Source organism: Streptomyces sp. NPDC025651, from assembly GCF_055558735.1.
Map to the genome: position 1 here is coordinate 235,988 of NZ_JBVHLZ010000008.1, position 24,490 is coordinate 260,477.

Genomic DNA, 24,490 nt, shown 5'->3' on the forward strand with positions numbered 1-24,490 from the left:
GCGTGACGTTCGACAACGACGCAAGTGACGACAGCGACGACAGGGGAAACGGCGACGCCGGTGGAGGCAGCCGTGACGCCGCGCGGCCTCCCGGCCGACCCCGCAGCCGAGAGGCGGACGAGGCGATCCTCGCCGCCGCGCTCGACCTGCTCGTCGAGCGCGGCGCGGCGCTCCTCAGCATCGAGCAGGTCGCCCGCCGCGCCGGGGTCACCCGCGCGACCGTGTACCGGCGCTTCCCGACCGCGACCGACCTGCTGGTGCGGGCGATCGAGTGGGAGTACCGGGACGTGGCCGTCGGCTCGCCGGACCGGGCGGACCTCGACGGCATGGTCGAGGACTGGGCGGAGTACCTCGGCAACCCCCGGGCGCGCCGCCTGATCCGCCGTCTCTACGGCACGGTGGACGACCTCCCCGAACTGCTGCGCGCGTACCACGAGGCATACGGCCGCCACCGCGACGCGGCGGTGCTCACCGCCCTCGAACGCGCCCGCGCGGCCGGGCAGTTGCCCCCGGGCAGCGACCCCGAGGTCCTGCGGCAACTGCTCAGCGGCGCGGCGCTGCAGCACCTCGCCTCCCGCCCCGACACCACGGGGGCGGACGAGATCAAGGCCTACTTCCACGCGGTCCTCAGGCAGGTCGGCCTGTCCGCGAGGCCCGCCACCCGAAGGAGTGCACAGCGATGACCGACACCATGCCGTGGCTCGGCAGGGACATCCGCCTGGCCCGCAAGGGAGGCATGCCCGCGGTCGCCCGGCGGCAGCGCGAGCGCCTCGCCCACCTGGTCGCCCACGCGCGCGCCGCGTCGCCCTACTACCGCGCGCTGTACCGCGGCCTGCCCGAGCGGGTGACCGACCCGGCGCTGTTACCCGTCACCGACAAGAAGCGGCTGATGGAGCACTTCGACGACTGGGCGACCGACCGCGATGTCACCCTGGAGAGGATGCTCGCCTTCACCGGCGACCCCGACCTGATCGGGCAGCGGTTCCTCGGCAAGTACCTGGTGGCCACCACCTCGGGCACCAGCGGACGGCGCGGCCTGTTCGTGCTCGACGACCGGTACATGAACGTGGGCGCCGCGCTCGGCACCCGCGCCCTCACCTCCTGCCTGGGCACGGCGGGCACCCTGAGGGCCGCCGTCCGCGGCGGGCGCTTCGCCCAACTCGTGGCCACCGGCGGGCACTACGTCGGCTACGCCGGATACTCCCGCACGGTCCGCGAGTCCGGCCTGCGCGGCAAGCTGGTCCGTGCCTTCTCGGTGCACGTGCCGATGCCCGAGCTCGTCGCCCGCCTCAACGCCTACCGACCCGCCGTCCTCATCGGCTACGCGGGCATGATCACGCTGCTCGCCGCCGAGCGGGAGGCGGGCCGCCTGCGCATCGACCCGCTGCTGATCCAGCCCGCGGGCGAGACGATGACCGCGCGGGACACCGACCGCGTCGCGGACGCCTTCGGCACCACGGTCCGCACGATCTACGGCGCGACCGAGTGCACCTACCTCAGCAACAGCTGTGCCGAGGGCTGGTACCACGTCAACAGCGACTGGGCCGTCCTCGAACCGGTCGAGGCCGACCACAGCCCCACCCCGCCGGGGCAGTTCTCGCACACCGTCCTGCTCAGCAACCTCGCCAACCGCGTACAGCCCTTCCTGCGCTACGACCTCGGCGACAGCGTCCTGCTCAGGCCCGACCCCTGCCCGTGCGGCGATCCCCTGCCCGCGCTCCGCGTCCAGGGCCGCGCCGGCGACGTGCTCACCTTCCCCACCGGGCGGGGCGAGGACGTCGACATCGCCCCGCTGTCCTTCGGCACGCTCATCGACCGCACGCCCGGCGTCGAGGTGTTCCAGGTCGAGCAGACCGCACCGGCGACGCTGCGGGTGCGCCTGCACCTGGCCGAGGGCGCCGACCCCGAGCGGGTGTGGCGTGCCGTCCGGCAGGAGCTCACCCGTCTGCTCGCCGACCAGGGGCTCGGCAACGTCACCGTCGAGCGCGCCGGGGAACCGCCCCGCCAGACGCCCGGCGGCAAGTACCGCACGGTGATCCCGCTCGTGCGCTCCTGATCCCGCCGTGGGGCGGCACGGACAGGCGATGCATGATCGGACCCATGCTCGTCGAGTTCCTGTCCGTCGTCGCCCTGGCCGTGGTCCTGGTCTGCGCCGTCGTCCGTCCCTTCGGCCGGCCCGAGGCCGTCTTCGCCGTGCCCGCCGCCTGCGTGGTGATCGCGGCCGGGGCCATCCCGCTCGCCGAGGTGGGCGAGGAGGCCGCGCGGCTCGGCCCCGTGATCGGCTTCCTCGCCGCCGTCCTGGTGCTCGCGGGGCTCTGCGCCGACGAAGGGCTCTTCCACGCCTGCGGCACCTGGATGGCACGCCGTGCCGCGGGGAGCCCGCGGCGGCTGCTCACCGCCGTGTTCGGGCTCGCCTCGGTGATCACCGCCGCCCTGAGCCTGGACGCCACGGTGGTCCTGCTGACCCCGGTCGTCTTCGCCACGGCCGCACGCATGGGCGCCAGGGCCAAGCCGCATGTCCACGCCGCCGCCCATCTGTCCAACACCGCGTCCCTCCTGCTGCCCGTGTCGAACCTGACGAACCTCCTAGCGTTCACCGCCACCGGGCTGAGCTTCACGCGTTTCGCGCTGCTCATGACGCTGCCCTGGCTGGTCGCCGTCGCCGTCGAGTACGCCGTCTTCCGGCGCTTCTTCGCCGCGGACCTCGACGCCCCCGCCGAGGGCGCCGACGCCGAGGAGCCGCCGCGGATGCCGCTGTTCGCCCTGGTGACCGTCGCCGCCACGCTCGCCGGTTTCGCGGTGGCCTCCACCGTCGGCGTCGACCCGGCCTGGGCGGCGGCCGCCGGGGCGGCCGTCCTCGGCGTACGGGCTCTCGTACGCCGTCGCACGACACCGGCGGCGATCCTGCGCGCGGCCTCGCTGCCGTTCCTCGCCTTCGTCCTCGCCCTCGGCATCGTCGTCAGGGCCGTCGTCGACAACGGCCTGGGCGACGCGCTCGGGAAGGCCGTGCCGGACGGCACCGCGCTGCCCGCGCTGCTCGGCACGGCCGCCGTCGCCGCACTGCTCGCTAACCTGATCAACAACCTGCCCGCCGTCCTCGCGCTGGTCCCGCTGGCCGCGCCGTCCGGACCCGGCGCCGTCCTCGCCGTGCTGATCGGCGTGAACATCGGCCCCAACCTCACCTACGCCGGATCGCTTGCCACCCTTCTGTGGCGCCGCATCGCCCATCAGCACGAACACGAGGTCGACCTCAAGGAGTTCACCCGCCTCGGGCTCCTCACCACCCCCGCCGCGCTCGCCCTGTCGACCCTCGCGCTGTGGATCTCGCTGCGGCTGCTGCCCGCCTGAGCGAAGCCTCGAACGCCCACACGGCGAGGCCTTGACCGCCACCCGATTTGGGGGGCCGGTGCACCGGGTGGTTGGCTTTCCGCGAACCCCCCGAGTAACCAAGCTGGAGGAAGTGCAATGGCGCAGGTCGAGGCGACCACGGAGCGGATCATCGCGGCGAAGCCGGACGACGTCTTCGACGCGCTGGCCGACTACGACGGCACGCGCGAGAAGCTGCTTTCGGAGCACTTCAGCGAGTACGAGGTGCGCGAGGGCGGCGACGGCGAGGGCACCCTCGTCCACTGGAAGCTGCAGGCCACCAGCAAGCGGATCCGCGACTGCCTCCTCGAGGTCAGCGAGCCCACCGACGGCGAGCTGGTCGAGAAGGACCGCAACTCCTCCATGGTCACGACCTGGCGCGTGACCCCGGCCGGCGAGGGGCAGTCCCGCGTGGTCGTCTCCACCGTGTGGAACGGCGCGGGCGGCATCGGCGGCTTCTTCGAGAGGACCTTCGCGCCCAAGGGTCTCGGGCGGATCTACGACACCGTGCTCGGCAAGCTCGCCGCCGAGCTGGAGAAGTAGCCGCGCGTGGGTACGAGCCGCCGGGATCACCCGGCGGCCCAACTCCCGTGTAACCCATCAGGGTTGTTGTCACGCTCACCGTTTCGAGTGGTTTTCCGCTCGACGCCGTTGTACGCCGTAGGGCTCCGACCGGCGCTTACGTCCGTGAGCCCCCACGTAAGGGCGACTCGTCGCGCTTGCTCGCAGTTGTCGCGTAATGCGAGAAATGGGCGGCGCAGGCGCGACGAGGGGAGCAGGACGTGGGCGGGACGACGCTGGTGAAGGCCGCCGAGCGGGACGGCGAGGCGGCCGACGTGCCCTTGGCGGAGACGGGTCCGGGCGCGGGCCAGGCACCGCCACCGGCCCCCGGTCCGACGGCGGCGGACGGGCTCAGCCCCGGCCGGGTGCGGATGGTCTTCGTCGGGCTGATGCTGGCCCTGCTGCTCGCCGCCCTGGAGCAGATGATCGTCGCCACCGCGCTCCCGAAGATCGTCGGTGAGCTGCACGGCCTGGACAAGATGTCCTGGGCGATCACCGCCTACCTGCTGACCTCCACCATCGGCCTGCCCATCTACGGCAAGCTCGGCGACCTCTTCGGCCGCAAGGGCGTCTTCCAGTTCGCGATCGTCGTCTTCATCGTCGGCTCGGCGCTCGCCGGCTGGTCGCGGACGATGGACCAGCTCATCGCCTTCCGCGCGATCCAGGGCGTCGGCGCGGGCGGCCTCATGATCGGCGTCCAGGCGATCATCGCGGACATCGTGCCGCCCCGGCAGCGCGGCCGCTACATGGGCCTGATCGGCGCCGCGTTCGGTCTCGCCTCGGTCGCGGGCCCGCTGCTCGGCGGCTTCTTCACCGACCACGCGTCCTGGCGCTGGTGCTTCTACTTCAACGTGCCCTTCGGCCTCGTCACGCTGCTCGTCGTCACGCTCGTCCTGAAGCTGCCCAAGCCCACCGCACGGGCCCGGCTCGACGTGCTCGGCGCGATCCTGCTCGCCGCCGCCTCCACCTGCCTGGTGCTGCTGACCAGTTGGGGCGGCACCGAGTACGAGTGGGGCGACCGCGTCATCCTCGGGCTCGGCGCCGGTGCCGTCGTCACGAGCGTGCTCTTCCTGATCGTCGAGAAGTTCGCGGCAGAACCGATCATTCCGCTGCACCTCTTCCGCGACACGGTCTTCAACCTCACCTCGCTCGTCGGCATGGTCGTCGGCGTCGCCCTCTTCGGAGCGGCCAGCTATCTGCCGACCTTCCTGCAGATGGTCGACGGCGCGAGCGCCACCGAGTCCGGCCTCCTGATGCTGCCGATGATGGGCGGCGTCGTGGGCGCCTCGATCATCTCCGGACAGCTCATCAGTCACACCGGCCGCTACCGCGTCTACCCGATCCTCGGCGGGGCCCTGTCCGTCATCGGGATGTGGCTGCTCTCGCGCCTCGAAGTCGACACGGCCCGCTGGCAGTACAGCATCTGGATGGGCGTACTCGGCGCGGGCGTCGGCCTGGTCATGCCGGTCCTGATCCTCGCCGTGCAGAACGCGGTGCCGGCCGGTGACCTGGGCACCGCCACCAGCGCGCACAACTACTTCCGGCAGATCGGCGGCAGCGTGGGCGCCGCGATCTTCGGCACCCTCCTGGCCGACCGGCTCGCCGACGCGCTCGCCGACCACCTCCCCGCGGGGTCCGGCGAAGGGCGGCTGCCCGACCCCGAGTCCATCACCCCGCAGCTCGTCCACGCGCTGCCCGCGCCGCTGCGCGACGGCTACATCCAGGCCTACGCCGAAGCGATGCCGCGGATCTTCCTCTACCTGGTGCCGGTGCTCGTCCTCGGCATGCTGCTCGCCTTCTTCCTCAAGGAGACCCCCCTGTTGTCCAGCGCAACCTCCCCCAACGCGCCCGCCGCCGAGCCCGTGACCGTGCCCCAGGCCCGTACGACCGCGTACGCCGCCGGGGTCCCGGTCTGCGGCACCGTGCAGCACCCCGACGGCACCGTGGTGCCCCGCGCCGCGCTCACCCTCATCGACGTGGCAGGACAGCAGATCGGGCGCGGCGCGAGCGGCGACGACGGGCGGTACGCCCTGTCCACCCCGGGCACCGGTTCGTTCGTCCTGATCGCGGCCGCGGGCGGGCACCAGCCGCAGGCCGTCACCGTCACCGTCGGCGAGCGGCCCGTCGAGCTCGACGTGGTCCTCGGCGGCGCCGGACGCCTCGCGGGGACCGTCGTGACCGCCGACGGCACCCCGGTCAGGGACGCCGCCGTCACCCTCACCGACGTACGCGGAGAGGTCGTCGCCACCACCCGCAGCGGGCGCGAAGGCGGCTACGTCATCACGGAGCTGGTCGCGGGGGAGTACACCCTGGCGGCGAGCGCCCCCGCATTCCGCCCCGCCGCGCTGCCCGTCAGCGTCCAGGCGTCCCGCGAGACCCGCCAGGACGTCGAGCTCGCGGGCGGCGCGGTGCTGCGGGGCACCGTGCGGGCCGGCGGCGGACGGCCCGTCGAGGACGCGCGCGTGACGCTGCTCGACGCCGCGGGCAACGTCGTCGACACGCTGACCACCGGAGCGGACGGCACCTTCCGCTTCGTCGACCTGTCGTCCGGCGAGTACACCGTGATCGCCGCCGGTTACCCGCCGGTCGCCACGGTCCTCCAGGTCGCGGGCGGCGGGCGTACGGAGCGGGATCTCCAGCTGGGCCACGAGGACTGACCCGGGCGGGGCGAGGGGGCGTGCGCCGGTGTCCTGCCTCCCGGTCAATTTCCCGCATTGTCCCGCACGGCAACCGGCCCCGGCCGTACCGTGGTTGGTGGCGGCTCAGATCTTGCGCTGCCGCGGGAAGGAGCATGGGCCATGGACCGAGGCACTCCGGGCGCGCCGGCGACGCAGAGTGCCGCGGCCGGCCGCATCCCCCTGGCCGTCGTGGTCGTCGACGGCGCCGGCCTCGTCTCGCACTGGAGCGTCGGAGCCCGCCGCCTCTTCGGGTACGCGAAGGAGGAGGCCGTCGGCCGTCCCGTGGGCGACCTGCTCCCGGTGCACGGCGCGATCCCGGAGGACCGCGAGCCCTATGGGGCGTACGACGGACTCGGGCCCGACCTGGAGACCTCCCTGGACGGGCGCATCGCGTACCCGGCCGCGGGGCGTGCGCGGCTGACCGGTCCCGGGCGGGGCCCTGCCGCCCGCGTCGACGTGCTCTGGTGGGCGTATCCGCTGGTCGGCCCCGGCCCCGAGCGGCTCCTCGTGCTCGCCGCCGACGCCACGCGGCTGACCGAGGCCGATGAGCCGGGCGGCGGCGGGGACGAGCGCGGCGAGCAGGTCGAGCGGATCGCGCCCGGCTTCGCCCTGCACACGGACTTCCCCGGCGCGGACGAACTCGCGGCCAGACTCCCCGAGATCCTGCCGAGCATGAGCGTCGGCGAGAGCACCCGCATCGTCGCGCAGGTCCTCGAACTGGGCTATCCCGTCCTGGAGTTCAGCCACCACGACCGGGTGCCCGTCACGCCCGACTGGGGCGTGGCCCGCCGCGTCGAGCGCAGGGAGCGCAGGCGGCGCGCCGCGCAGGCCGCCGCGGGAGGTCTTCCGACGGCACCGGGCGGCGCGGACGACGACGGCGAGGACCTGGAGTACGCGGCGGTGCGCGAGCACCTGGAGTTCCTCAACGAGGTCAGCGGGCGCATCGGTTCCTCGCTCGACCTGTCGCGGACGGTCCTGGAGGTCAGCCGGGCGGTCGTGCCGCGCTTCACCGACGTCGCGGGCACCTACCTGCGCGAACAGGTCGTCGCGGGCGAGGGGTTCCCCGAGGGGCCGCCCGACGAGACCACCCTGTGGCACCGCGTCGCCGTGGAGCACACCGACGAGCCGGGCCGCTGGGACGACGTGGTGCCGGTCGGCGAGTCCATGCCGTTCCCCGCGCACACGCCGTTCTTCCAGTGCATGACCTCGGGCGACCCGGTGCTCGTGCCGCGCATCACCGAGGAGATGGGCAATGCCATCGCCTCCCAGTTCGAGAAGCGCGACATCCGCCCGCTGATCAACCACCGCTCGATGCTCGTCGTACCGCTCAAGGCGCGCAATGTGGTGCTCGGCTTCATGATCCTGCTCCGGCACCAGGAGCGGCCCGTCTTCAACGACATGGACCGCGTCACCGGCGCCGAACTGGCCGCCCGCGCGGGCCTCGTGCTCGACAACGCCCGCATGTACACCTACCAGGAGAGCGTCGCCGACACCCTCCAGGACAGCATGCTGCCGCACATCCAGCCCCGCATGTCCGGCTGCGACATCGCCACCCGCTATCTGCCCGGCACACTCCTCGGCCGGGTCGGCGGCGACTGGTTCGACTCCGTCAAGCTGCCCGGGTCCAGGACCGCGCTCGTCGTCGGCGACGTGATGGGACACGGCCTCAACTCCGCGGCCATGATGGGCCAGTTGCGGACCGCCGTGCAGACCATGGCCGCCCTCGACCTGCCGCCCGAACAGCTCCTGCGCAACCTCGACGACCTCGCGCAGCGCCTCGGCGAGCACTATCTCGCCACGTGTCTGTACGCGGTCTACGACCCGATCGCGAGCGAGCTCCACCTCGCCAACGCCGGGCACATCCCGCCCGTCCTGGTGCGCGCCGCGGACGGCCGCAGCGAACTCCTCGACCTGCCCACCGGCGCGCCCATCGGCGTCGGCGGTGTGCCCTTCGAGTCGGTCCTGGTGCGCGTGGCGCCCGGCGACCGGCTGCTGATGTGCACCGACGGACTCGTCGAGGTCCGCGGCGAGGACATCGGCGTCGGCCTCGCCACGCTCACCGAGTCCGCCGCGCACCCGGCCGCCTCGATGGACGACGCCTGCGACACGATCATCCGGGCGCTCAACACCCGCGGCGGCCGCAAGGACGACGTGGCGCTCCTGATGGCCAGGCTCAACGGCATCGCGCCCGAGGACGTCGCGCACCGGCGTCTCGCCCCCGACCCGAGCGAGGTCAGCAGGGCCCGCGAGCTGGTCCGCGCCCAGCTGCGCGCCTGGTCGCTGGAGGCCCTGAGCGACGCCGCCGAGCTGCTCGTCGGCGAGCTCGTCACCAATGTCGTGCGCCATGCCCGCAGCGGCAGGATCGACCTGCGCCTGGTCCGCTCCGGGGTGCTGCTGTGCGAGGTCGAGGACGACGACCAGACGCTGCCGACGCTGCTCAGCGCGGGCCCCGGCGACGAGTTCGGGCGCGGCCTGCGGGTGGTGAGCGCGCTCGCCAAGGAGTGGGGCACGAGCCGGACCAGCGCGGGCAAGACCGTGTGGTTCGAACTGGCCCTGCCGCGCCGCTGAGGGCGGCCTTCGCGGGCGTGCCCGCGGGCGTGTGCCGGGCGCGAACGCATCGAACGGCGCAGAAGGTGTGCGCGGGTGCCTTGTCCGCGCGCCCCGGGCGCGATACACCGATCTCGTCGTCGGCTTCGGCGGCTCCGTCGCACCCCGGGGAGCACTGGCATGGGCGTCACGAGTCGGTACAAGGAGGCGTGGGAGGGGTTCTGGCGGGAGGCCGCCGACGAACAGGGGGCGGTCTTCTGGGACGCCGAGCCCGCCCTCACCGCGGGCCTGCATCTCGCGCTCTTCGAGCCGCACCTGGCGGCCGCGGGGCTGCCCGTCGTCGACCTGGGCTGCGGCAACGGCACCCAGACGCGCTTCCTCGCCGACCGCTACCCCCGCGTCCTCGGCGTCGACCTGTCGGCGGCCGCCATCGACCACGCCCGGCGCTCGGACCCGGCGGGGCAGGCGGACTTCCGGCAGCTCGACGCCGTGGAGAAGAGCGCGCCGGAGCAGCTGCACGCGGAACTCGGCGACGCCAACGTCTATATGCGGGGCGTCCTCCACCAGTGCGAGCCCGCCGACCGGCAGCCGCTGCTCGACGGCATCGCCACGCTGCTCGGCGAGCGCGGCCGCGCCTTCGTCGTCGAACTCTCGGAGGCGGCGCGCCCCGTCCTGCTGGGCTTGGCCCAGAGCCCGGCGGGACCGCCCCCGAAGCTGGCGCCGGTCTTCGCCCACGGCATCGCCCCCGCGGAGGTGGTCGACGCGGTGGTGGACACGTACGTCGCCTCCGCCGGGCTCACGGTCATCGCCGAGGGCGAACTGCCGCTGACGACCACGGAGTTCACGCAGGACGGCACGCGGATCGAACTGCCCTCCAGATGGCTGGTGTTGGGCCGCCGGGAGTGACATGCGGGGGATAACCCCCCTGCCGATCGACCGGCACGCCGGATGTCCCCCGGGCGGGCCGATGAGTGATCGTTGACTCCCTGTGCGCAGGTCGCGTACCGGGAAAGGACGAAGAGACACCGTGCGACACACGAGTTCCAAGGCCGCAACGGCCATCGTGGCACTGGCTCTCGCGGGCGGAGCGATCGCGCCCGCCACGGCGGCCGGGCGGCCGACCCTCGACGGCGTCTGGCGCGTGGACGGCTACGGCACCGTCCTGTCGATCGCGGACGGACGGCTGCAGGAGTACCAGACGACGGCGGTCAGCTGCCTGAAGGGCGACTCCGCGAAGGAGACGGCGCGGGGCGTGTACAGAACCGCCGACGGGTCGGTCCTCACCGTCCGGCGGCGAGGCCAGGAGGGGTCGCTGCACGCGGCCGGCTCGGCGGGCGACCGGAAGCTGCGGCGCGTGGCGCGGCTTCCGGAGTCCTGCGGGCGGCGGATGCCCGAGGACCCGGTGACGGCGTTCGACGTCTTCTGGCAGTCCTTCGAGGAGAATTACCCCTTCTTCGCCGCCAAGGGCATCGACTGGCACGCCGTGCGGGACACGTACCGGCCCCAGGTGCACGCCGGCACGACCAGGGACGAACTCTTCGCCGTCTTCAGCGAGATGGTGAAGCCGCTGTACGACGCGCACGTCCTCGTCCTGGACGGGGAGCGCCGCTTCTACCAGGTCCGTCCGGGGACCGTCGCGCCCGGCGCGGAGCTGGACGCGAAGGTCAAGAAGTACGTCGTGCGGCGCGACCTGAAGGGCGAGCAGCCGCAGGAGTTCGCGAACGGCCGGATCAGCTACGCGGATCTGCCCGAAGGGCGGGGCTATCTGCGCATCTCCGGATTCGCCGCCTACGACAAGGAGGATCCCTCGTACGCCGCCCAGCTCGCCGAGCTCGACAAGGCGCTGGACACCGTCCTCAGCCCCGGGCGCACGGCCTCCCTCAAGGGCCTGGTCATCGACCTGCGGATCAACGGAGGCGGCTCCGACGCCCTCGGTCTGCACATCGCCGAGCGCCTGACCGACACTCCGTACGTCGCCTACCGCAAGCGCACCCGGTACACCCGCCCGCAGCCCGTCGCCGTACGGCCCGCGCCGGGCGTTCCCCGCTACACCGGGCCGGTCGCCGTGCTGACCGGCGGCTCCACGGTCAGCGCGGGCGAGACCTTCACCCAGGCCCTCATGGACCGCCCCGGCAGGACGGTCCGCATCGGGGAGCCCACGCAGGGCGTCTTCTCGGACGTCATGCAGCGTGGGCTCCCCAACGGCATGCAGGCCTGGCTCCCGAACGAGGAGTTCCTGACCCGCTCGGGGCGGACCTTCGACGGCACCGGCATCCCGCCGCACCTGCGCACGCCGGTCTTCACCGAGGAGGAGTTCGCGAAGAACCGCGACTCGGCCTTCGACGCGGCTCTCGCCACGCTCCGGTGAGCGCCCGGCGCGGGCCGTGCCCGTTCAGTCCAGCCGCATCAGCCGCCGCACGGTGCCGTGGTAGATCCGTTCCCGCTCGGCCTCGGTGACGTCGAGGCCGTCGACGACGCGGATCGTCTCGCGGATGTACAGGGGGCCGCCCTCGGGGTCGAAGGGGCAGTCGGTGCCGAACAGGACGCGGTCGGCGCCGAAGAAGTCCAGGCCGCAGCGGGTGCCGATGGCGGAGCCCGAGAGGGCGGTGTCGGCGTAGAAGCGGCGGAAGTACTCCAGCGGGCGCCTCGGCAGCCGTGCGCGGCACAGGAGTTCGTACTCCTCGCCCGCGGTGCGGCTGCCGAGCTGGTCGCTCCAGCCGAGCCCGATCCTGCCCTCCAGGTACGGGATCATCGCCCCCAGGTGGTGGGTGATGATCTTGATGTCCGGGTGCCGTTCCAGGAGCCCGGAGAAGACGAGGCGCGCCATGGCCACGCTCGTCTCGTACGGCCAGCCGAGCGCCCACCAGATCTCGTACGCGGAGGAGCTCTCCGCGGCGTAGTCCGCGAAGGCGGCGCCGCGGGTCGGATGGAGCCACACGGGCAGGTCGCGGCGGGCCATCTCGTCGAAGACCGGAGCGAACTCGGGGTCGTCAAGCGGCCGTCCGCAGACGTTCGTGAAGACCTGCACGCCCCGTGCGCCCAAGTCGTCGACCGCGTGGGCCAGTTCGGTCGCCGTCGCGTCCGGGTCGTTCATCGGGAGCGCGGCGACGAACGCGGGGAAGCGGTCGGGGTGGCGGTCGCACAGCTCCCGCATCGACGTGTTGGCCAGCCGCGCGAGGGCCGCCGAATCGCCGGGCCCGGCGAGGAGTTCGACGGGCGGCGAGGAGAGCGTGAGCACCTGTTGGTAGCCGTCGCCGAACTCGTCCATCATCCGCAGCCGCGCGTCCACGTCGTGCAGCGCGGGCAGTTCCAGCCAGCGCTTGAACGCCAGCCGGTCCACGGCGAGTTCGCGCATTCGGGCGAAGTAGGGCGCGGGCAGGATGTGGCTGTACGCGTCGATCTTCATCGTGTCCCCTCGATCTCCCGTGCTCCGCGTGGTCTTCACCGTGCTCCCCTCGACGTGTCGGGCACCCAGCGGTTGAGCCTGCGGTCGACGGCCTGGACGAGGCCGATCGCCCCGAGCGCCACGGCGATCACGACCACGAGAACGGCGAGCACGCTCGCGCTGTCGAAGCGCCCGCCCGCCTCGGTGACGACATGGCCGAGGCCCACGACGGCGATGAACATCTCGCCGTTGACCATGCCGGTGACCGCGCGCCCGACACCGAGCCGCACGCCCGCCATGATCAGGGGAGCGGCCGCCGGGAGCATGACGCGCACGAGGATCTGCCACTCGCCCGCCCCGTAGGAGCGCGCCATCTCGACCAGGTGCGCGGGCACGGCCCTGACGGCCGCCGCCGTGTTCACGATGATCACGAACATCGCGTACGTGACGACCACCGCGACGACCGATCCACGGCCCGCGCCCAGCAGCGAGAAGAACACCGGCGCGAAGACCAGCGTCGGGGCGGTGAGCAGCGCGTTCACATACACGTCGAGGGCGGCTTCGACCCTGCGGGAGCGGCCCATGGCCAGGCCGGTGAGCAGACCGCCGAGCAGGGAGAGGGCGAAACCGACGGCGAGGTTGACCAGGCTGTCGCCCAGGCTGCCCAGGAGTTCCCCGTCGGCCACGAGGCCGGCGAGCCTGGCCGCCACCGTGCTCGGCGGAGGGAGGAACGACGCGTCCGCCAGGCGCGCGGTCAGCTCCCAGGCCCCGGCACCGCAGGCCAGCGCGAGCGGCGCGGCGGGGAGGGTCATGACGCCGCCCCGGACCGGAGGGCGGACGGTCGGTGCTCCGCGTGCATGGAGCGCAACCGGTCCCACAGATACGCCGTGATCTCCGCGTACCGGCCCGAGCGTCCGAGGGCGCCGACGTCGCCCGAGCGCGGCCGGGGCAGGTCCACCGACACGATCTCGGCGATCCGTCCGGGGCGGGCGCTCATCAGGACGACGCGGTCGCCCAGGAGGACGGCCTCCTCCATGCTGTGGGTGACGAAGACGACGGTCGGCCGGTGCTCCTCCCAGATCGAGAGCAGCTCCTCCTGGAGCAGCCGGCGGGTCTGCTCGTCGACCGCCCCGAACGGCTCGTCCATGAGCAGCACCTGGGGGCGTACGGCGAGCGCGCGGGCGATGCCGACCCGCTGCTGCATGCCGCCGGACAGTTCACCGGGCAGCTTGGTCTCGAAGCCGGCCAGGCCCACGGCGGCGATCAGCGCGCGGGCACGCTCCTCGCGCTCGGCCCGGCCGACGCCGCGCATCCGCAGCCCGAACGCCACGTTGTCGAGGACGGTCGCCCACGGCAGCAGCGCGAAGTTCTGGAAGACCACGCTGCGGTCGGGTCCCGGACCGCGCACCGGGGCACCGTCGACGAGGATGTCGCCGCCGTCCCAGGGCACGAGCCCGGCGACGGCCTTGAGCAGCGTGGTCTTGCCGCAGCCGCTGGGCCCGAGCACGGTCAGGAACTCGTGCGCGGCCACGTCGAGATCGACGTCCCGCAGCGCCTCGACGGTGCTGCCGTCCTGCCCGGTGAAGCTCTTGGCCAGTCCTTGGATCCTGATCACCGTGCGCCCCCTGTCGTCCGTGTCCGTGTCCATCGGGTCGGCCTGTGTTCGCCCCACCGCGCGACGGAGATCAGCACGAGCGCCTCCACCAGAACGATCACGATGGTGCCGTAGAGAAGCGGCGCCTTGAGCAGGCCCCGGTACGTGAGGATCAGTCCGCCCAACCCGTCCGAGACCATGAGGAGTTCGACCACGACCATGCCGGTCACCGCGCGCCCGAGGCCGAGCCGTACGCCCGTCATGACCGCGGGCAGCGCGCCGGGCAGCAGGATCCGCGCCCAGATCTGCCGCTCGCCCGCGCCGAAGGAGCGGGCCATCTCGATCAGCGACGGGTCCACCTGCCGTACGCCCGCACGGCTGTTGACGATCACCATCACGACCGAGAAGACCGTGACGAGGGCGACGCGCGAGGCGGTCCCCACGCCCATCGCCATCACCAGGAGCGGGATGAGCGCCGCCATCGGCGTGACGAGGAGGATGTTCACGTAGACGTCCGCGAACCGCTCGACGCGCCGGAACCTGCCGAGCGCGATGCCCGCGGGGACGCCCAGGGCCAGGGCGAGGGCGAAGCCGAGCACCAGCGCCTGGTTGCTCACGTACAGGGCACGCCACAGCTCCGCCTCGCCGAGGAGGGTGACCGTGGCCCGTGCCGTCTGGGTGAAGGTCGGCAGGAGCAGCCCGCCCCGCGCGCGGGCGTACAGCTCCCAGGCCGTGGCGAAGAGCGCGAACGTCAGGAGCTGGTAGGGGAGAGGGGAGTGCGCGACGCGCCGCTGGAACGTCATGGCGACGCCTCCTTCGCGGAGCCGGGATCCGCCGCGCCTTCGACGAAGCCGAGGTCCGCAGCGTCCTTCGCCGTCATCCCCCGTCCGATCACACCGGCGCGGGCGAAGAAGTCGATGGTGCCCTGGACGTTGCGCGGGGTCAGGGCCGCCGCGTCGAACAGCTTCGCGTCGCTGTACCGCCGGGCGACCCGGGCCACGTCCTCCCGCTCCTCCCGCGGCAGGTGATCCCGCGCCAGGTCCACGAGGTGATCCGGGTCGGCGGTGATCCTCGCGTGTTCGCGCACCAGGGCGGTGACGAACTCCTGCGCCACCTCGCGGTGTTCGCCGAGGAAGCCGGAGTTCGCGTACACGGTCTGCGGACGCAGGTCCGGCAGGCTCTCGGCGAAGTCGACGACCTCGGTGAACCCGGAGACGCCGGACGCCTCCAGGGCCACCGCGTCGGAGAGCTCCAGCGGCGTCGCGTCGATCTCCCCCGACGCGAGGGCCTGGGCGCGCACGTCCGAGCCGCCGATCGTCAGATAGCGGGGGCGCTTCCCGGCGCCGCACTCGGCGTCCACCCAGTCCTTGGCGATGGCCGTCGCCACCGCGCCCTCGCTGAAGATGCCGAACGGGCGGCCGCCCAGGTCGTCGCAGGACGTGATGTCCGACCTGCCGTAGAGGGCCCACTGGTTGCCGACGGCATCGGCGATGATCTTGATGGGGGCGCCCTGCTCGATGGCGCTGAGCGCCGGTCCCGTCGCCTCGGCGGAGATCGCGTACTCCCCCTTGGCGAGGCCCTCGACGGCCAGTTCGGGCTCGGCGAGCTCGACGACCTCGACCTCGTGGCCCCGCTCGCGGAGGGTGTCGAGGGCCGCGAGGATCGGCACGGTCGTCAGGTCCGGTTCGACGAGGGCCACGGTGAACGAGAGGGTTCCGTCGGCGCGGGTGTGGGTGCCGGGGCCGCCGCAGGCGGTCGCGGCCACGAGGGACGCGAGGGCGAGGGCGGCGCGCTGTTTCGTACGTGTGCGGAGGTGCTGTGTGCGCGTGCGGACGTGCATGGCCTCCTCCAAGGTCATCGGTGGTTTCCGCAGAGGACTGTGGAGAGGAAAACGTCTTCCTTCCGAGGATGCTAGCGAGCTGTTTCGCGGAATCGTCAAGCCTCAAGTCGGGCCAATCGCCCAGAAGTTGTGCTCATGGCTTGTGAATCCCCGCCGCCCTGTGGGACGTTGGGGAAAACCTTTTCCCATGGGGGTGGGCCGTGAGTTCACTGGTGGACGTCGCGCGGGAGGCGGGCGTGGCCGTGGCCACCGCGTCGCGCGTGCTCAGCGGCTCCGACCATCCCGTGTCGGCCGCGACGCGCGCCAAGGTCCTCGCGGCCGCCGAGCGTCTCGAGTACTCGCCGAGCGCCCTGGCGCGCGCGATGGTCTCGCCCCACAGCCGCCTCGTCGGCGTCCTGGTGAGCGACATCGTCAACCCGTACTTCTCCGTCATCGCCCGCGGCGTGGACGACGTGGCGACCAGGGCCGGTTACGTCACCCTGCTCTCCAACGTCGACCGGCGCACCGACACGGAGATCGCCAGGCTGCGCGTCATGCGGGACTACCGCGCCGCGGGCGTGGTCTTCGCGGGCAGCGGCCTCGTCGACGACCCGCGCCTGCCCGACCTGGTCAAGGCCGTCCGGCAGGCGCGGGAGCAGGGCGTGCGCGCCGTGGCCCTCGCCGACCGGTCCCTCGGCTGCCCGACGATCACCGTCGACAACCACGCGGCCGCCCATGACGTCACCGACCACCTCGTCTCGCTGGGGCACCGCAGGATCGCGTTCATCGAGGGCCCGCCCGGCATGACGGTCACCCGGCAGCGCGGGGACGGATTCCTCGCCTGCATGGCCGCCGCCGGTCTCGCCGACGAGGCGCGCCGCGTCCCGGGCGGCTTCGACCACGAGGCGGGGCACGCCGCGGCCCTGCGGCTGATCGCCCGGCCGCCGCTGCCGGACGCGGTCGTCGCCGCGAACGACGAGGTCGCGGTCGGCGCGCTCAGCGCCCTGCGGCAGGCGGGCATCGACGTGCCGGGCGAGATCTCCGTCGCGGGCATCAACGACCTCAGGGTGGCGCGGCACGTCGGTCTGACGACGGTGAGCCTGCCGCTGTACGAGATGGGCGCCATGGCGGCCCGCCACGTCATCGACGCCGCGCCCGGCCCCGACGTCGCCCCCGAGGCGACCACCACGCTCAGCCATCGGCTCGTTCCCCGCGAGACCACGGCCCGCCGGGCGAGTTAGGCTTACCTAACTTGTGCGGCCCGCCGGGTGATCCTCCGACGGGTTCGGCACCGCGGGTCGCGCACCGTCCGGAACGGAAGGGGAACGACTGTGACGCACGGCCAAGCCCGAGAGGTGGGGGCGGCGGAGACCGAGGAGCGCCTGGCGATGGTCGGGCTCGTCTTCGGGAGCATGGCGGCGCAGACCCTGCGCGCGGCCCTGCGGCTGCGGGTGGTCGAACTGATCGGCTCGGGGGAGCGCCCGGCCGCGGAGGTGGCCGCGGGGGCCGGGGCCGGGGTCCAGCCGATGACACGGCTGTTGCGCGCCCTCACGGCTCTCGGCCTGCTGCGGGAGCACACGCCGGGCACCTTCTCGGTGACGGCCCGCGGTGCCCTGCTCGACCCGGCACACCCCGACTCGATGGCGGCCATGGTGGACATGTTCACCGAGCCGGCCATGCTGCGGGCCTGGGACGACCTGGACAAGGCCGTACGCACCGGCGACACCACCTTCGATGCCGTCTTCGGCACCGACTTCTTCTCGCACCTCAAGGCGCACCCCGAGCAGTCCGCGCGGTTCAACGCGGCGATGAGCCAGAGCTCACGGGCCACCGCCGACATGCTGCCCAAGGTCTACGACTTCGGCCGGTTCCGCACGGTCGCCGACGTCGGCGGCGGCGCCGGAACCCTGCTGGCCTCCGTGCTCCGCGCGAACCCGGAGCTCAGGGGCATCGTCCACGACACACAGGAAGGCCTGGCCCAGGCCCCAGAGACACTGGCGCGGCACGGGCTCACGGACCGGTGCTCGCTGGTGGCCGGGGACTTCTTCCGGTCGGTGCCCGAGGGGGCCGACCTCTACCTCCTGAAGAGCATCGTCCACGACTGGCCGGACGACCGGTGCGCGGCCGTCCTCGGCCACTGTCGCGCGGTCCTGCCGCCCGAGGGCCGCGTGCTGATCGTGGAGCCCGTCCTGCCCGAGGTCGTCGACCCGGAGACGGCCGGCATGACCTACCTCAGCGACCTCAACATGCTGGTGAACGTCGGCGGCAGGGAGCGCACCAGGGCCGAGTTCGAGCAACTCTGCGGCCGGGCGGGGCTCTCCGTCCTGTCCGTGACCCCCGTGGGGGCGCCCAGCCCGTTCTGCGTCATCGAGGCCGCGGCCGCCTGACCGGCCGGCGACCTGCCGGCGGACACGGGCACCGCCGTGGTGCCCGTGTCCGCCGGCAGGAGGGGAGCCGACGGCGGACCAGGTGGGGTGGACTACCGGCCGGCCTTGCGCTTGTTCCACACGTCGAAGCCGACCGCGGCAAGCAGCACGAGCCCTTTGATGACCTGCTGATAGTCCGTGCCGATGCCGACCAGCGACATGCCGTTGTTGAGGACGCCGAGGACGAGCCCGCCGATGACGGCGCCCATCACCGTGCCGACGCCACCGCTCATCGACGCGCCGCCGATGAACGAGGCGGCGATGGCCTCCAGTTCGAAGTTGAGACCGGCCTGCGGGGTGCCCGCGTTGAGCCGCGCCGCGTACACGCAGCCCGCGAGCGCCGCGAGGACGCCCATGTTCACGAAGACGAGGAACGTGACGCGCTTGTCCTTGACGCCCGACAGCTTCGCCGCCGCCTTGTTGCCGCCCAGGGCGTACACATGGCGGCCGATGACGGCGTTGCGCATCACATAGCCGAGCGCGATGAGCAGCCCGCACATGATGAGCATGACCACCGGTACGCCGTGGAAGCTGGCGAGGGTGAGCGTGAAGGCCACCACGGCCGCCGTCATCGCCACGCACTTCGCCGCCCACAGGCCTGTCGGCAGCACGTCGAGCTCGTACGCCAACTGCCGCTTGCGGTCCCGCCATTCGCGGAAGAGGAGGAAGGCGACGGCGAGCAGGCCGAGCACGAGCGTCGGGTTGTGGTACTGGGTGTAGGGGCCCATCTCGGGGATGAAGCCCTTGGCGATGTTCTGGAACCCGTCGGGGAACGGCGCGAGCGACTGGCCTTCCAGGACGATCTGCGTCAGACCGCGGAAGAGCAGCATCCCGGCCAGCGTCACGATGAACGACGGGATGCCGACGTAGGCGATGAAGAAGCCCTGCCAGGCCCCCGCGACCGCGCCGATCAGCAGGGACAGGACCAGGGCGAGCACCCACGGCATGTCGTGCTTGACCATCATCACCGCCGACATGGCGCCCACGAAGGCGACCAGTGAGCCGACGGACAGGTCGATGTGCCCGGCGATGATGACGATCATCATGCCGATCGCCAGGATGAGGATGTAGCCGTTCTGCTGGATGAGGTTGGAGACGTTGTTCGGCAGGAGCAGCGTGCCGTCGGTCCAGATCTGGAACAGCACGACGATGAACGCCAGGGCGATCAGCATGCCGTACTGGCGCATGTTGGAGCGCACGCTCTGGACGAGCAGCGCGCCGGCCGAGGGCCGTGCGGGTGGCGGCGTGGCGGACGCGTCCCGGGAGGCGCCCGCAGGAGTGGTCGTCGTGGTCATGGCGGGCCTCAGCTCTTGGTGCTTCTGGACTTGGTCATATGGCGCATCAGGACTTCCTGGGTGGCCTCCGCGCGCGTGACCTCACCGGTCAGGCGGCCCTCGGTCATCGTGTAGATCCGGTCGCACATCCCGAGCAGCTCCGGCAGCTCGGAGGAGATGAAGAGGACCGCCTTGCCCTGCGCCGCGAGCTTGTCGATCACCGTGTAGATCTCGTACTTGGCGCCCACGTCGATGCCGCGCGTCGGCTCGTCGAGGATCAGCACCTCGGGATCGGCGTGGATCCACTTGCTCAGGACGACCTTCTGCTGGTTGCCGCCGGAGAGCCGGCCCACCTCCTCGAAGACGGTGGGCGCCTTGATGTTCATCGAGGTGCGGTAGCGCTCGGCCACCGAGCGTTCGTGGTGCTCGTCCACGACCCCGCGGCGCCGCATGCCGGGCAGCGAGGCCAGGGAGATGTTCCGGTTGATGTTGTCGATGAGGTTGAGGCCGTACTGCTTGCGGTCCTCGGTGACGTACGCGATCCCGGCGTCGACCGCCGCGGGGACGGTCCTGGTCGCCACCGTGCGGCCGTTCACCGCCACTTCTCCGGCGACGTAACTCCCGTACGAGCGACCGAAGACGGACATCGCGAGCTCGGTGCGGCCCGCGCCCATCAGGCCCGCGATGCCGACGATCTCGCCGCGCCGCACGGTGAGCGACACGTCGTCGACGACCGTGCGCTGGTGGTCGACGGGGTGCCGCACCGTCCAGCCGCGGACGTCCAGGGCGAGCTCGCCCGCGTCCGCGCCCTCGTACGGGGTGCGGTCGGGGAAGCGGTGGTCGAGGTCACGGCCGACCATCCCGCGGATGATGCGGTCCTGCGACAACCGCGCCTCGGCGGCCGGGGTTTCACGGACCGTCAGGGTCTCGATGGTCCGTCCGTCGCGCAGGATCGTCACCGCGTCCGTGATCTGCCGGATCTCGCCCAGCTTGTGGGAGATGATGATGCAGGCGATGCCCTGCTCGCGCAGTTCCAGGATGAGGTCGAGGAGCTTCGCGCTGTCCTCGTCGTTGAGCGCGGCCGTCGGCTCGTCCAGGATGAGCAGCTTCACCTCCTTGGACAGGGCCTTGGCGATCTCCACGAGCTGCTGCTTGCCCACGCCGATGTCGGCGACCGGCGTCTGCGGCTTCTCGCGCAGGCCGACCCGCTTCAGGAGCGCGCTCGCCCTGCGCAGGGTGTCGTTCCAGTCGATGAAGCCGCCGGTGGTCCGCTCGTTGCCGAGGAAGATGTTCTCCGCGATCGACAGATAGGGGACAAGCGCCAGTTCCTGATGGATGATCACGATGCCGTGGCGCTCGCTGGCGCGGATGTCCTTGAAGGCCATCGGCTCGCCCTCGAAGAGGATCTCCCCGTCGTAACTGCCGTGCGGATGAACGCCGCTGAGGACCTTCATCAGCGTCGACTTGCCCGCGCCGTTCTCCCCGCAGATCGCGTGGATCTCCCCGGGCCGCACCGTCAGGTTCACGCCGGAGAGCGCCTTGACGCCGGGGAACGTCTTGGTGATCCCGCGCATTTCCAGGACGGGCGCGCTCATGTGAGCTGCCCTGCGGTGAAGTAGCCCTCTTCCACCAGGAGTCGGGTGTTCTTCTTGTCGACGCTGACCGGGTCGAGCAGATAGGACGGCACGACCTTCTCGCCGTTGTCGTAGTCCTTGGTGTTGTTGACCTGGACCTTCTTGCCCGTCAGGACCGCGTCGCCCATCTTCACCGTCTGCGCGGCCAGCTTGCGCGTGTCCTTGAAGACGGTCTGCGTCTGCTCGCCCCGGATGATCGACTTCACCGACGCCAGCTCGGCGTCCTGCCCGGTGATGACCGGCAGCGGCTCGCTCCTGGTGCCGTAACCGGCGCTCTTGAGCGCCGAGATGATGCCGATTGAGATCCCGTCGTACGGCGAGAGGACCGCGTCGACGCGCTGCTCGCCGTAGCTCTTGCTGATCAGGTCGTCCATGCGCTTCTGCGCGGTGCCGCCGTCCCAGCGCAGCGTGGTGGCCTGGTTCATCCTCGTCTGCTTGCTGCGCACGACGAGCTGCCCGCTGTCCAGGTACGGCCGGAGCACCTTCATGGCGCCGGTCCAGAAGTACTTGGTGTTGTTGTCGTCCGGGGAGCCCGCGAACAGTTCGACGGTGTGCGTGTCCTCGGAGTCCTTGTCGGGCTTGCCGAGCTTCAGCTTGTCGACGATGTACTGGCCCTGCATGCGGCCGACGCGCTCGTTGTCGAAGGAGGCGTAATAGGCGACGTTCTTCGTGCCCAGGATGAGTCGGTCGTACGAGATCACGGGGATGCCCGCGTCATGCGCCCGCTCGAGCACGTCGGTGAGCGCGGAGCCGTCGATCGCGGCGACCACCAGGAGCCGGTGCCCCTTGGTGATCATGTTCTCGATCTGGGCGACCTGGTTCTCCACCTTGTCGTCGCCGTACTGCAGGTCGGTCTCGTATCCGGCCTTCTTGAACTGCGAGGCCATGTTCTTGCCGTCGGCTATCCACCGCTCGGACGCCTTGGTCGGCATCGCGAGGCCGATGGTGCCGCCCTTGCCGTCGTCCGGCCTGTAGCGGCTGCCGCCCTTGGCCTCCTGGCCGCAGGCGGTGAGCGAGCCGAGCAGGGCCGCGGTGGCCACCGCGGCGGCGAGGCGCGCGCGGGTGCGCATGGGTCAGCTCCTTTCCGGGAAGCGGTTGAGGGCGCCGGGCAGGCGCGAGCCCAGCGGCGACATCCCGGCGTCGGCGCCGTGCCGGGCCAGCAGGTCCAGGGCGAGCCGGCCGCGGCGCACGCGCTCACGGGCGGTGTCCAGGGCGGTGTCGCGCAGGTGGGCGCCGTAGGGGTAGATGCCGGGCGCCTTGGCGAGGCCGAACTTCAGGTACAGGGGCGCGCCGCGCCGGATCAGCTCGGCGATCTCGTACATGCGGATGTAGCCGCCGAGGTCGTCCGGCGCCTCGACGTACATGTCCATCGGGGCGGCCGATACCCGCCGAATCTCCGTGAGATGAGCGGGCGTCAGATCGCTGGGCACGTTCAGCGAGTCCGCGCCGAGCCGCTCGTAGACCGCGTAGGAGGCCGGATTGACCGGACCGATCAGCGCGGACACCTTCAGGGTGGTGTCGGCGGGGATGATCCCTGCACTCCGCGCGCGATGCAGCGTCCACAGCACGCCCTCGTCGGCGACGAGCAGGCAGGTGACGCCCAACTCGGTGGCCCGCAGGGCGTCTTCGACGCACCCGGCGACGGCGTCGTGCCCTCGGGCGCGCAGCCCCGCGCCGCGCGAGTCGGTGCGCACGGAGGCGCCGGTGTCCCAGGTGCCGCGCGGCCCGGTGAACAGGCAGAGCTCGATGTCGCGCTCGGCGGCGGCCTCCACCATCTCGGTGATCTCGGCGTCGGACAGCATCCAGACGCCGCTGCCCTGACTGACGCGGTGGATCGGCACGTCGTGCCGCGCGGCCTCCTTGAGCACGACGGTGAGCGCCTCGGGCCCTTCGACGGAGGGAATCTCCACCCGCCAGGTCCCGCCGTCGGGGAAGGCGTGGGGGGAGGAGTCGGCGGGATCGGTGGGCGGTGCGGCGAGACCGAGGGCGGTCAGGGCGGGTTCGCCGGGCTTCCGGGGACGAGGGAAGGAGGGGTCGGTCACGAAGTGTCCTTTGCGTTCGATGCGCGCTCGTCCGATATCTCGAACGAGGTTCGGTTCATTGGGTGTGCGTCGGCCGCGGGCCGTATGTGGCTGGTCGCGCAGGTCCCCGCGCCCCTGGCGGGGCGCAACTCAGGGAAGCAACAGCACCTTCCCCACCTTCGGATCACCACCACCGACCAACGCGACTGCCTCGTCGAAGCGCTCCAGCGGAAACTCATGCGTCACGAGCGACGAGGGATCGAGCAACCCGAGGCCGAAGGCCCTGACCGCGTCCACCCACGCGGAGGAAGGCGCCCCGAACACGGACCGCACCTCCAACTGGCTCAGCGACAGATGTACGGGGTCGATCCCGACCGCCCCCGCCGTGAACATCCCGGTGAGCACGACCCGTCCACCCCTGCGCGCGAGCAGACAGGACGAAGCGGCGGTGGCGGGCGCCCCCGCCGTCTCCACGACGAGATCGAAACCCCCGTTCAAGGACTCCGCCCCGGCAGGAGAAACCGCCGAGGCCGCCCCGAAGTCCAGTGCCAACGCCCCGCGGGCCTCGCGCGGATCGACGACGACCAATTCGGCGGGTCCGCAGGCCGCGAGCAACTGCACCGCGAGCAGCCCCAGCGTCCCCGCACCCACCACCGCGACGCGCTCGCCGGCTCGCGGCCGCCCCGCCCGCACGGCGGCCGCGATCACCGCGGCCGGTTCGAGCAGGGCGGCGGCGCGCAGGTCGGCGTCGTCGCTCAGCGGGTGCAGGAGCCGTGCGGGGACGACCAGATGGTCGGCGAAGGCGCCCGGCTCGGTGAACCCGGTCTCCGCGTAGCCGCCGGTGCACAGGCTGGTCTCCCCGTACCGGCAGCGCTCGCAGACGCCGCACGCCCGGAACCCCTCGGCGACGGTCCTGCGTCCGACGAGGCCCGGGTCGACCCCCGCGCCCGCCGCCACCACGGTCCCGGACCACTCGTGCCCCGGAGTCACGGGGTAGCGGACGTACCCGGCGTCGCGGCGGCCGTCGTACACCTCGCGGTCGCTCATGCAGATCCCGGCGGCCGCGACCTCGACGAGGACCTCGCCGGGGCCGGGCTCCGGGCGCGGCCCGGTGGTGAGGCGGTGCGCGCCGGGTCTGTCGATCACGATCGCGCGCGATGTCCCGCTCATGGCCGTTCCTCTCGC

20 protein-coding genes are annotated in these 24,490 nt (G+C 72.1%); 10 read left to right on the forward strand and 10 right to left on the reverse strand.

The genetic code is table 11. The features are described from left to right. Positions 1-2: 2 nt before the first annotated feature. The 8 genes from ACZ4D5_RS27540 (at position 3) to ACZ4D5_RS27575 (ending at position 11,520) form a co-directional block, all read left to right on the forward strand. Positions 3-683 (forward strand): TetR/AcrR family transcriptional regulator, encoded by a 681-nt coding sequence (locus ACZ4D5_RS27540; RefSeq protein WP_467775095.1) that lies wholly within the window; start codon positions 3-5, stop codon positions 681-683. Further along, positions 680-2,056 carry a phenylacetate--CoA ligase family protein gene (locus ACZ4D5_RS27545; protein ID WP_467775096.1) on the forward strand — a complete coding sequence of 459 codons (1,377 nt, stop codon included), beginning with the start codon at positions 680-682 and terminating at the stop codon, positions 2,054-2,056. The genes ACZ4D5_RS27540 and ACZ4D5_RS27545 overlap by 4 nt, the downstream gene beginning before the upstream one ends. 44 nt (positions 2,057-2,100) lie before the next feature. Next, positions 2,101-3,348: an SLC13 family permease gene (locus ACZ4D5_RS27550; RefSeq protein ID WP_467775097.1), complete on the forward strand. Its 1,248-nt coding sequence runs from the start codon at positions 2,101-2,103 to the stop codon at positions 3,346-3,348. Positions 3,349-3,465: 117 nt separating this feature from the next. Continuing rightward, positions 3,466-3,909 carry an SRPBCC family protein gene (locus ACZ4D5_RS27555; protein WP_467775098.1) on the forward strand — a complete coding sequence of 148 codons (444 nt, stop codon included), beginning with the start codon at positions 3,466-3,468 and terminating at the stop codon, positions 3,907-3,909. Positions 3,910-4,148: 239 nt separating this feature from the next. Continuing rightward, positions 4,149-6,584 carry an MFS transporter gene (locus ACZ4D5_RS27560; protein WP_467775099.1) on the forward strand — a complete coding sequence of 812 codons (2,436 nt, stop codon included), beginning with the start codon at positions 4,149-4,151 and terminating at the stop codon, positions 6,582-6,584. A 141-nt stretch (positions 6,585-6,725) separates the two neighbouring features. Next, positions 6,726-9,173, forward strand: coding sequence for a SpoIIE family protein phosphatase (locus ACZ4D5_RS27565; RefSeq protein WP_467775100.1), 2,448 nt, complete (start codon positions 6,726-6,728; stop codon positions 9,171-9,173). 159 nt (positions 9,174-9,332) lie between these two features. After that, complete coding sequence (locus ACZ4D5_RS27570; RefSeq protein WP_467775101.1) at positions 9,333-10,058, forward strand: class I SAM-dependent methyltransferase; 726 nt, start codon at positions 9,333-9,335, stop codon at positions 10,056-10,058. Between the two features lie 121 nt (positions 10,059-10,179). After that, positions 10,180-11,520 carry a S41 family peptidase gene (locus tag ACZ4D5_RS27575; protein ID WP_467775102.1) on the forward strand — a complete coding sequence of 447 codons (1,341 nt, stop codon included), beginning with the start codon at positions 10,180-10,182 and terminating at the stop codon, positions 11,518-11,520. Between the two features lie 24 nt (positions 11,521-11,544). Here ACZ4D5_RS27575 and ACZ4D5_RS27580 read toward each other — a convergent pair whose 3' ends face one another. From ACZ4D5_RS27580 to ACZ4D5_RS27600, 5 genes are read right to left on the reverse strand one after another with little or no spacing between them, the layout of a single operon-like run. Continuing rightward, a complete protein-coding gene (locus ACZ4D5_RS27580; protein WP_467775103.1) occupies positions 11,545-12,558 on the reverse strand; it encodes an amidohydrolase family protein in 1,014 nt (337 codons plus the stop codon). A 35-nt stretch (positions 12,559-12,593) separates the two neighbouring features. Beyond that, complete coding sequence (locus ACZ4D5_RS27585; RefSeq protein WP_467775104.1) at positions 12,594-13,349, reverse strand: ABC transporter permease; 756 nt, start codon at positions 13,347-13,349, stop codon at positions 12,594-12,596. After that, positions 13,346-14,185: an ABC transporter ATP-binding protein gene (locus ACZ4D5_RS27590; RefSeq protein WP_467775105.1), complete on the reverse strand. Its 840-nt coding sequence runs from the start codon at positions 14,183-14,185 to the stop codon at positions 13,346-13,348. Before ACZ4D5_RS27590 ends, ACZ4D5_RS27585 begins: the two co-directional genes overlap by 4 nt. After that, a complete protein-coding gene (locus tag ACZ4D5_RS27595; protein WP_467775106.1) occupies positions 14,149-14,934 on the reverse strand; it encodes an ABC transporter permease in 786 nt (261 codons plus the stop codon). The genes ACZ4D5_RS27590 and ACZ4D5_RS27595 overlap by 37 nt, the downstream gene beginning before the upstream one ends. Then, the gene (locus tag ACZ4D5_RS27600; protein ID WP_467775107.1) at positions 14,931-15,989 is read right to left on the reverse strand and encodes an ABC transporter substrate-binding protein; all 1,059 of its coding nucleotides are present in this window, start codon (positions 15,987-15,989) and stop codon (positions 14,931-14,933) included. Before ACZ4D5_RS27600 ends, ACZ4D5_RS27595 begins: the two co-directional genes overlap by 4 nt. Before the next feature lie 182 nt (positions 15,990-16,171). Here ACZ4D5_RS27600 and ACZ4D5_RS27605 point away from each other — a divergent pair, with 182 nt between their 5' ends. Continuing rightward, on the forward strand, positions 16,172-17,191 hold the full coding sequence (locus ACZ4D5_RS27605) for a LacI family DNA-binding transcriptional regulator (RefSeq protein ID WP_467775108.1): 1,020 nt from the start codon (positions 16,172-16,174) through the stop codon (positions 17,189-17,191). Positions 17,192-17,338: 147 nt separating this feature from the next. After that, complete coding sequence (locus tag ACZ4D5_RS27610) at positions 17,339-18,337, forward strand: methyltransferase (RefSeq protein ID WP_467775342.1); 999 nt, start codon at positions 17,339-17,341, stop codon at positions 18,335-18,337. Between the two features lie 92 nt (positions 18,338-18,429). On the opposite strand, the gene mmsB is transcribed toward ACZ4D5_RS27610, so the two are convergent. The 5 genes from mmsB to ACZ4D5_RS27635 form a co-directional block, all read right to left on the reverse strand. Further along, positions 18,430-19,671 carry a multiple monosaccharide ABC transporter permease gene (mmsB, locus tag ACZ4D5_RS27615; RefSeq protein ID WP_467775109.1) on the reverse strand — a complete coding sequence of 414 codons (1,242 nt, stop codon included), beginning with the start codon at positions 19,669-19,671 and terminating at the stop codon, positions 18,430-18,432. A gap of 8 nt (positions 19,672-19,679) precedes the next feature. Beyond that, the gene (gene mmsA / locus ACZ4D5_RS27620) at positions 19,680-21,245 is read right to left on the reverse strand and encodes a multiple monosaccharide ABC transporter ATP-binding protein (RefSeq protein WP_467775110.1); all 1,566 of its coding nucleotides are present in this window, start codon (positions 21,243-21,245) and stop codon (positions 19,680-19,682) included. Then, a complete protein-coding gene (gene chvE / locus ACZ4D5_RS27625; RefSeq protein ID WP_467775111.1) occupies positions 21,242-22,354 on the reverse strand; it encodes a multiple monosaccharide ABC transporter substrate-binding protein in 1,113 nt (370 codons plus the stop codon). The genes mmsA and chvE overlap by 4 nt, the downstream gene beginning before the upstream one ends. A 3-nt stretch (positions 22,355-22,357) precedes the next feature. After that, the gene (locus ACZ4D5_RS27630; protein ID WP_467775112.1) at positions 22,358-23,326 is read right to left on the reverse strand and encodes a hypothetical protein; all 969 of its coding nucleotides are present in this window, start codon (positions 23,324-23,326) and stop codon (positions 22,358-22,360) included. 129 nt (positions 23,327-23,455) lie between these two features. Beyond that, positions 23,456-24,475 (reverse strand): zinc-dependent alcohol dehydrogenase, encoded by a 1,020-nt coding sequence (locus tag ACZ4D5_RS27635; RefSeq protein WP_467775113.1) that lies wholly within the window; start codon positions 24,473-24,475, stop codon positions 23,456-23,458. Positions 24,476-24,490 lie beyond the last annotated feature (15 nt).

Coding starts and splice junctions, on each gene's coding strand:
- ACZ4D5_RS27585 (WP_467775104.1), bottom strand. CDS start 13,349: ATGACCCTCCCCGCCGCGCCGCTCGCGCTGGCCTGCGGTGCCGGGGCC.
- ACZ4D5_RS27550 (WP_467775097.1), top strand. CDS start 2,101: ATGCTCGTCGAGTTCCTGTCCGTCGTCGCCCTGGCCGTGGTCCTGGTC.
- ACZ4D5_RS27545 (WP_467775096.1), top strand. CDS start 680: ATGACCGACACCATGCCGTGGCTCGGCAGGGACATCCGCCTGGCCCGC.
- ACZ4D5_RS27580 (WP_467775103.1), bottom strand. CDS start 12,558: ATGAAGATCGACGCGTACAGCCACATCCTGCCCGCGCCCTACTTCGCC.
- ACZ4D5_RS27555 (WP_467775098.1), top strand. CDS start 3,466: ATGGCGCAGGTCGAGGCGACCACGGAGCGGATCATCGCGGCGAAGCCG.
- ACZ4D5_RS27595 (WP_467775106.1), bottom strand. CDS start 14,934: ATGACGTTCCAGCGGCGCGTCGCGCACTCCCCTCTCCCCTACCAGCTC.
- ACZ4D5_RS27570 (WP_467775101.1), top strand. CDS start 9,333: ATGGGCGTCACGAGTCGGTACAAGGAGGCGTGGGAGGGGTTCTGGCGG.
- mmsB (WP_467775109.1), bottom strand. CDS start 19,671: ATGACCACGACGACCACTCCTGCGGGCGCCTCCCGGGACGCGTCCGCC.
- chvE (WP_467775111.1), bottom strand. CDS start 22,354: ATGCGCACCCGCGCGCGCCTCGCCGCCGCGGTGGCCACCGCGGCCCTG.
- ACZ4D5_RS27590 (WP_467775105.1), bottom strand. CDS start 14,185: ATGGACACGGACACGGACGACAGGGGGCGCACGGTGATCAGGATCCAA.
- mmsA (WP_467775110.1), bottom strand. CDS start 21,245: ATGAGCGCGCCCGTCCTGGAAATGCGCGGGATCACCAAGACGTTCCCC.
- ACZ4D5_RS27610 (WP_467775342.1), top strand. CDS start 17,339: ATGGTCGGGCTCGTCTTCGGGAGCATGGCGGCGCAGACCCTGCGCGCG.
- ACZ4D5_RS27635 (WP_467775113.1), bottom strand. CDS start 24,475: ATGAGCGGGACATCGCGCGCGATCGTGATCGACAGACCCGGCGCGCAC.
- ACZ4D5_RS27565 (WP_467775100.1), top strand. CDS start 6,726: ATGGACCGAGGCACTCCGGGCGCGCCGGCGACGCAGAGTGCCGCGGCC.
- ACZ4D5_RS27600 (WP_467775107.1), bottom strand. CDS start 15,989: ATGACCTTGGAGGAGGCCATGCACGTCCGCACGCGCACACAGCACCTC.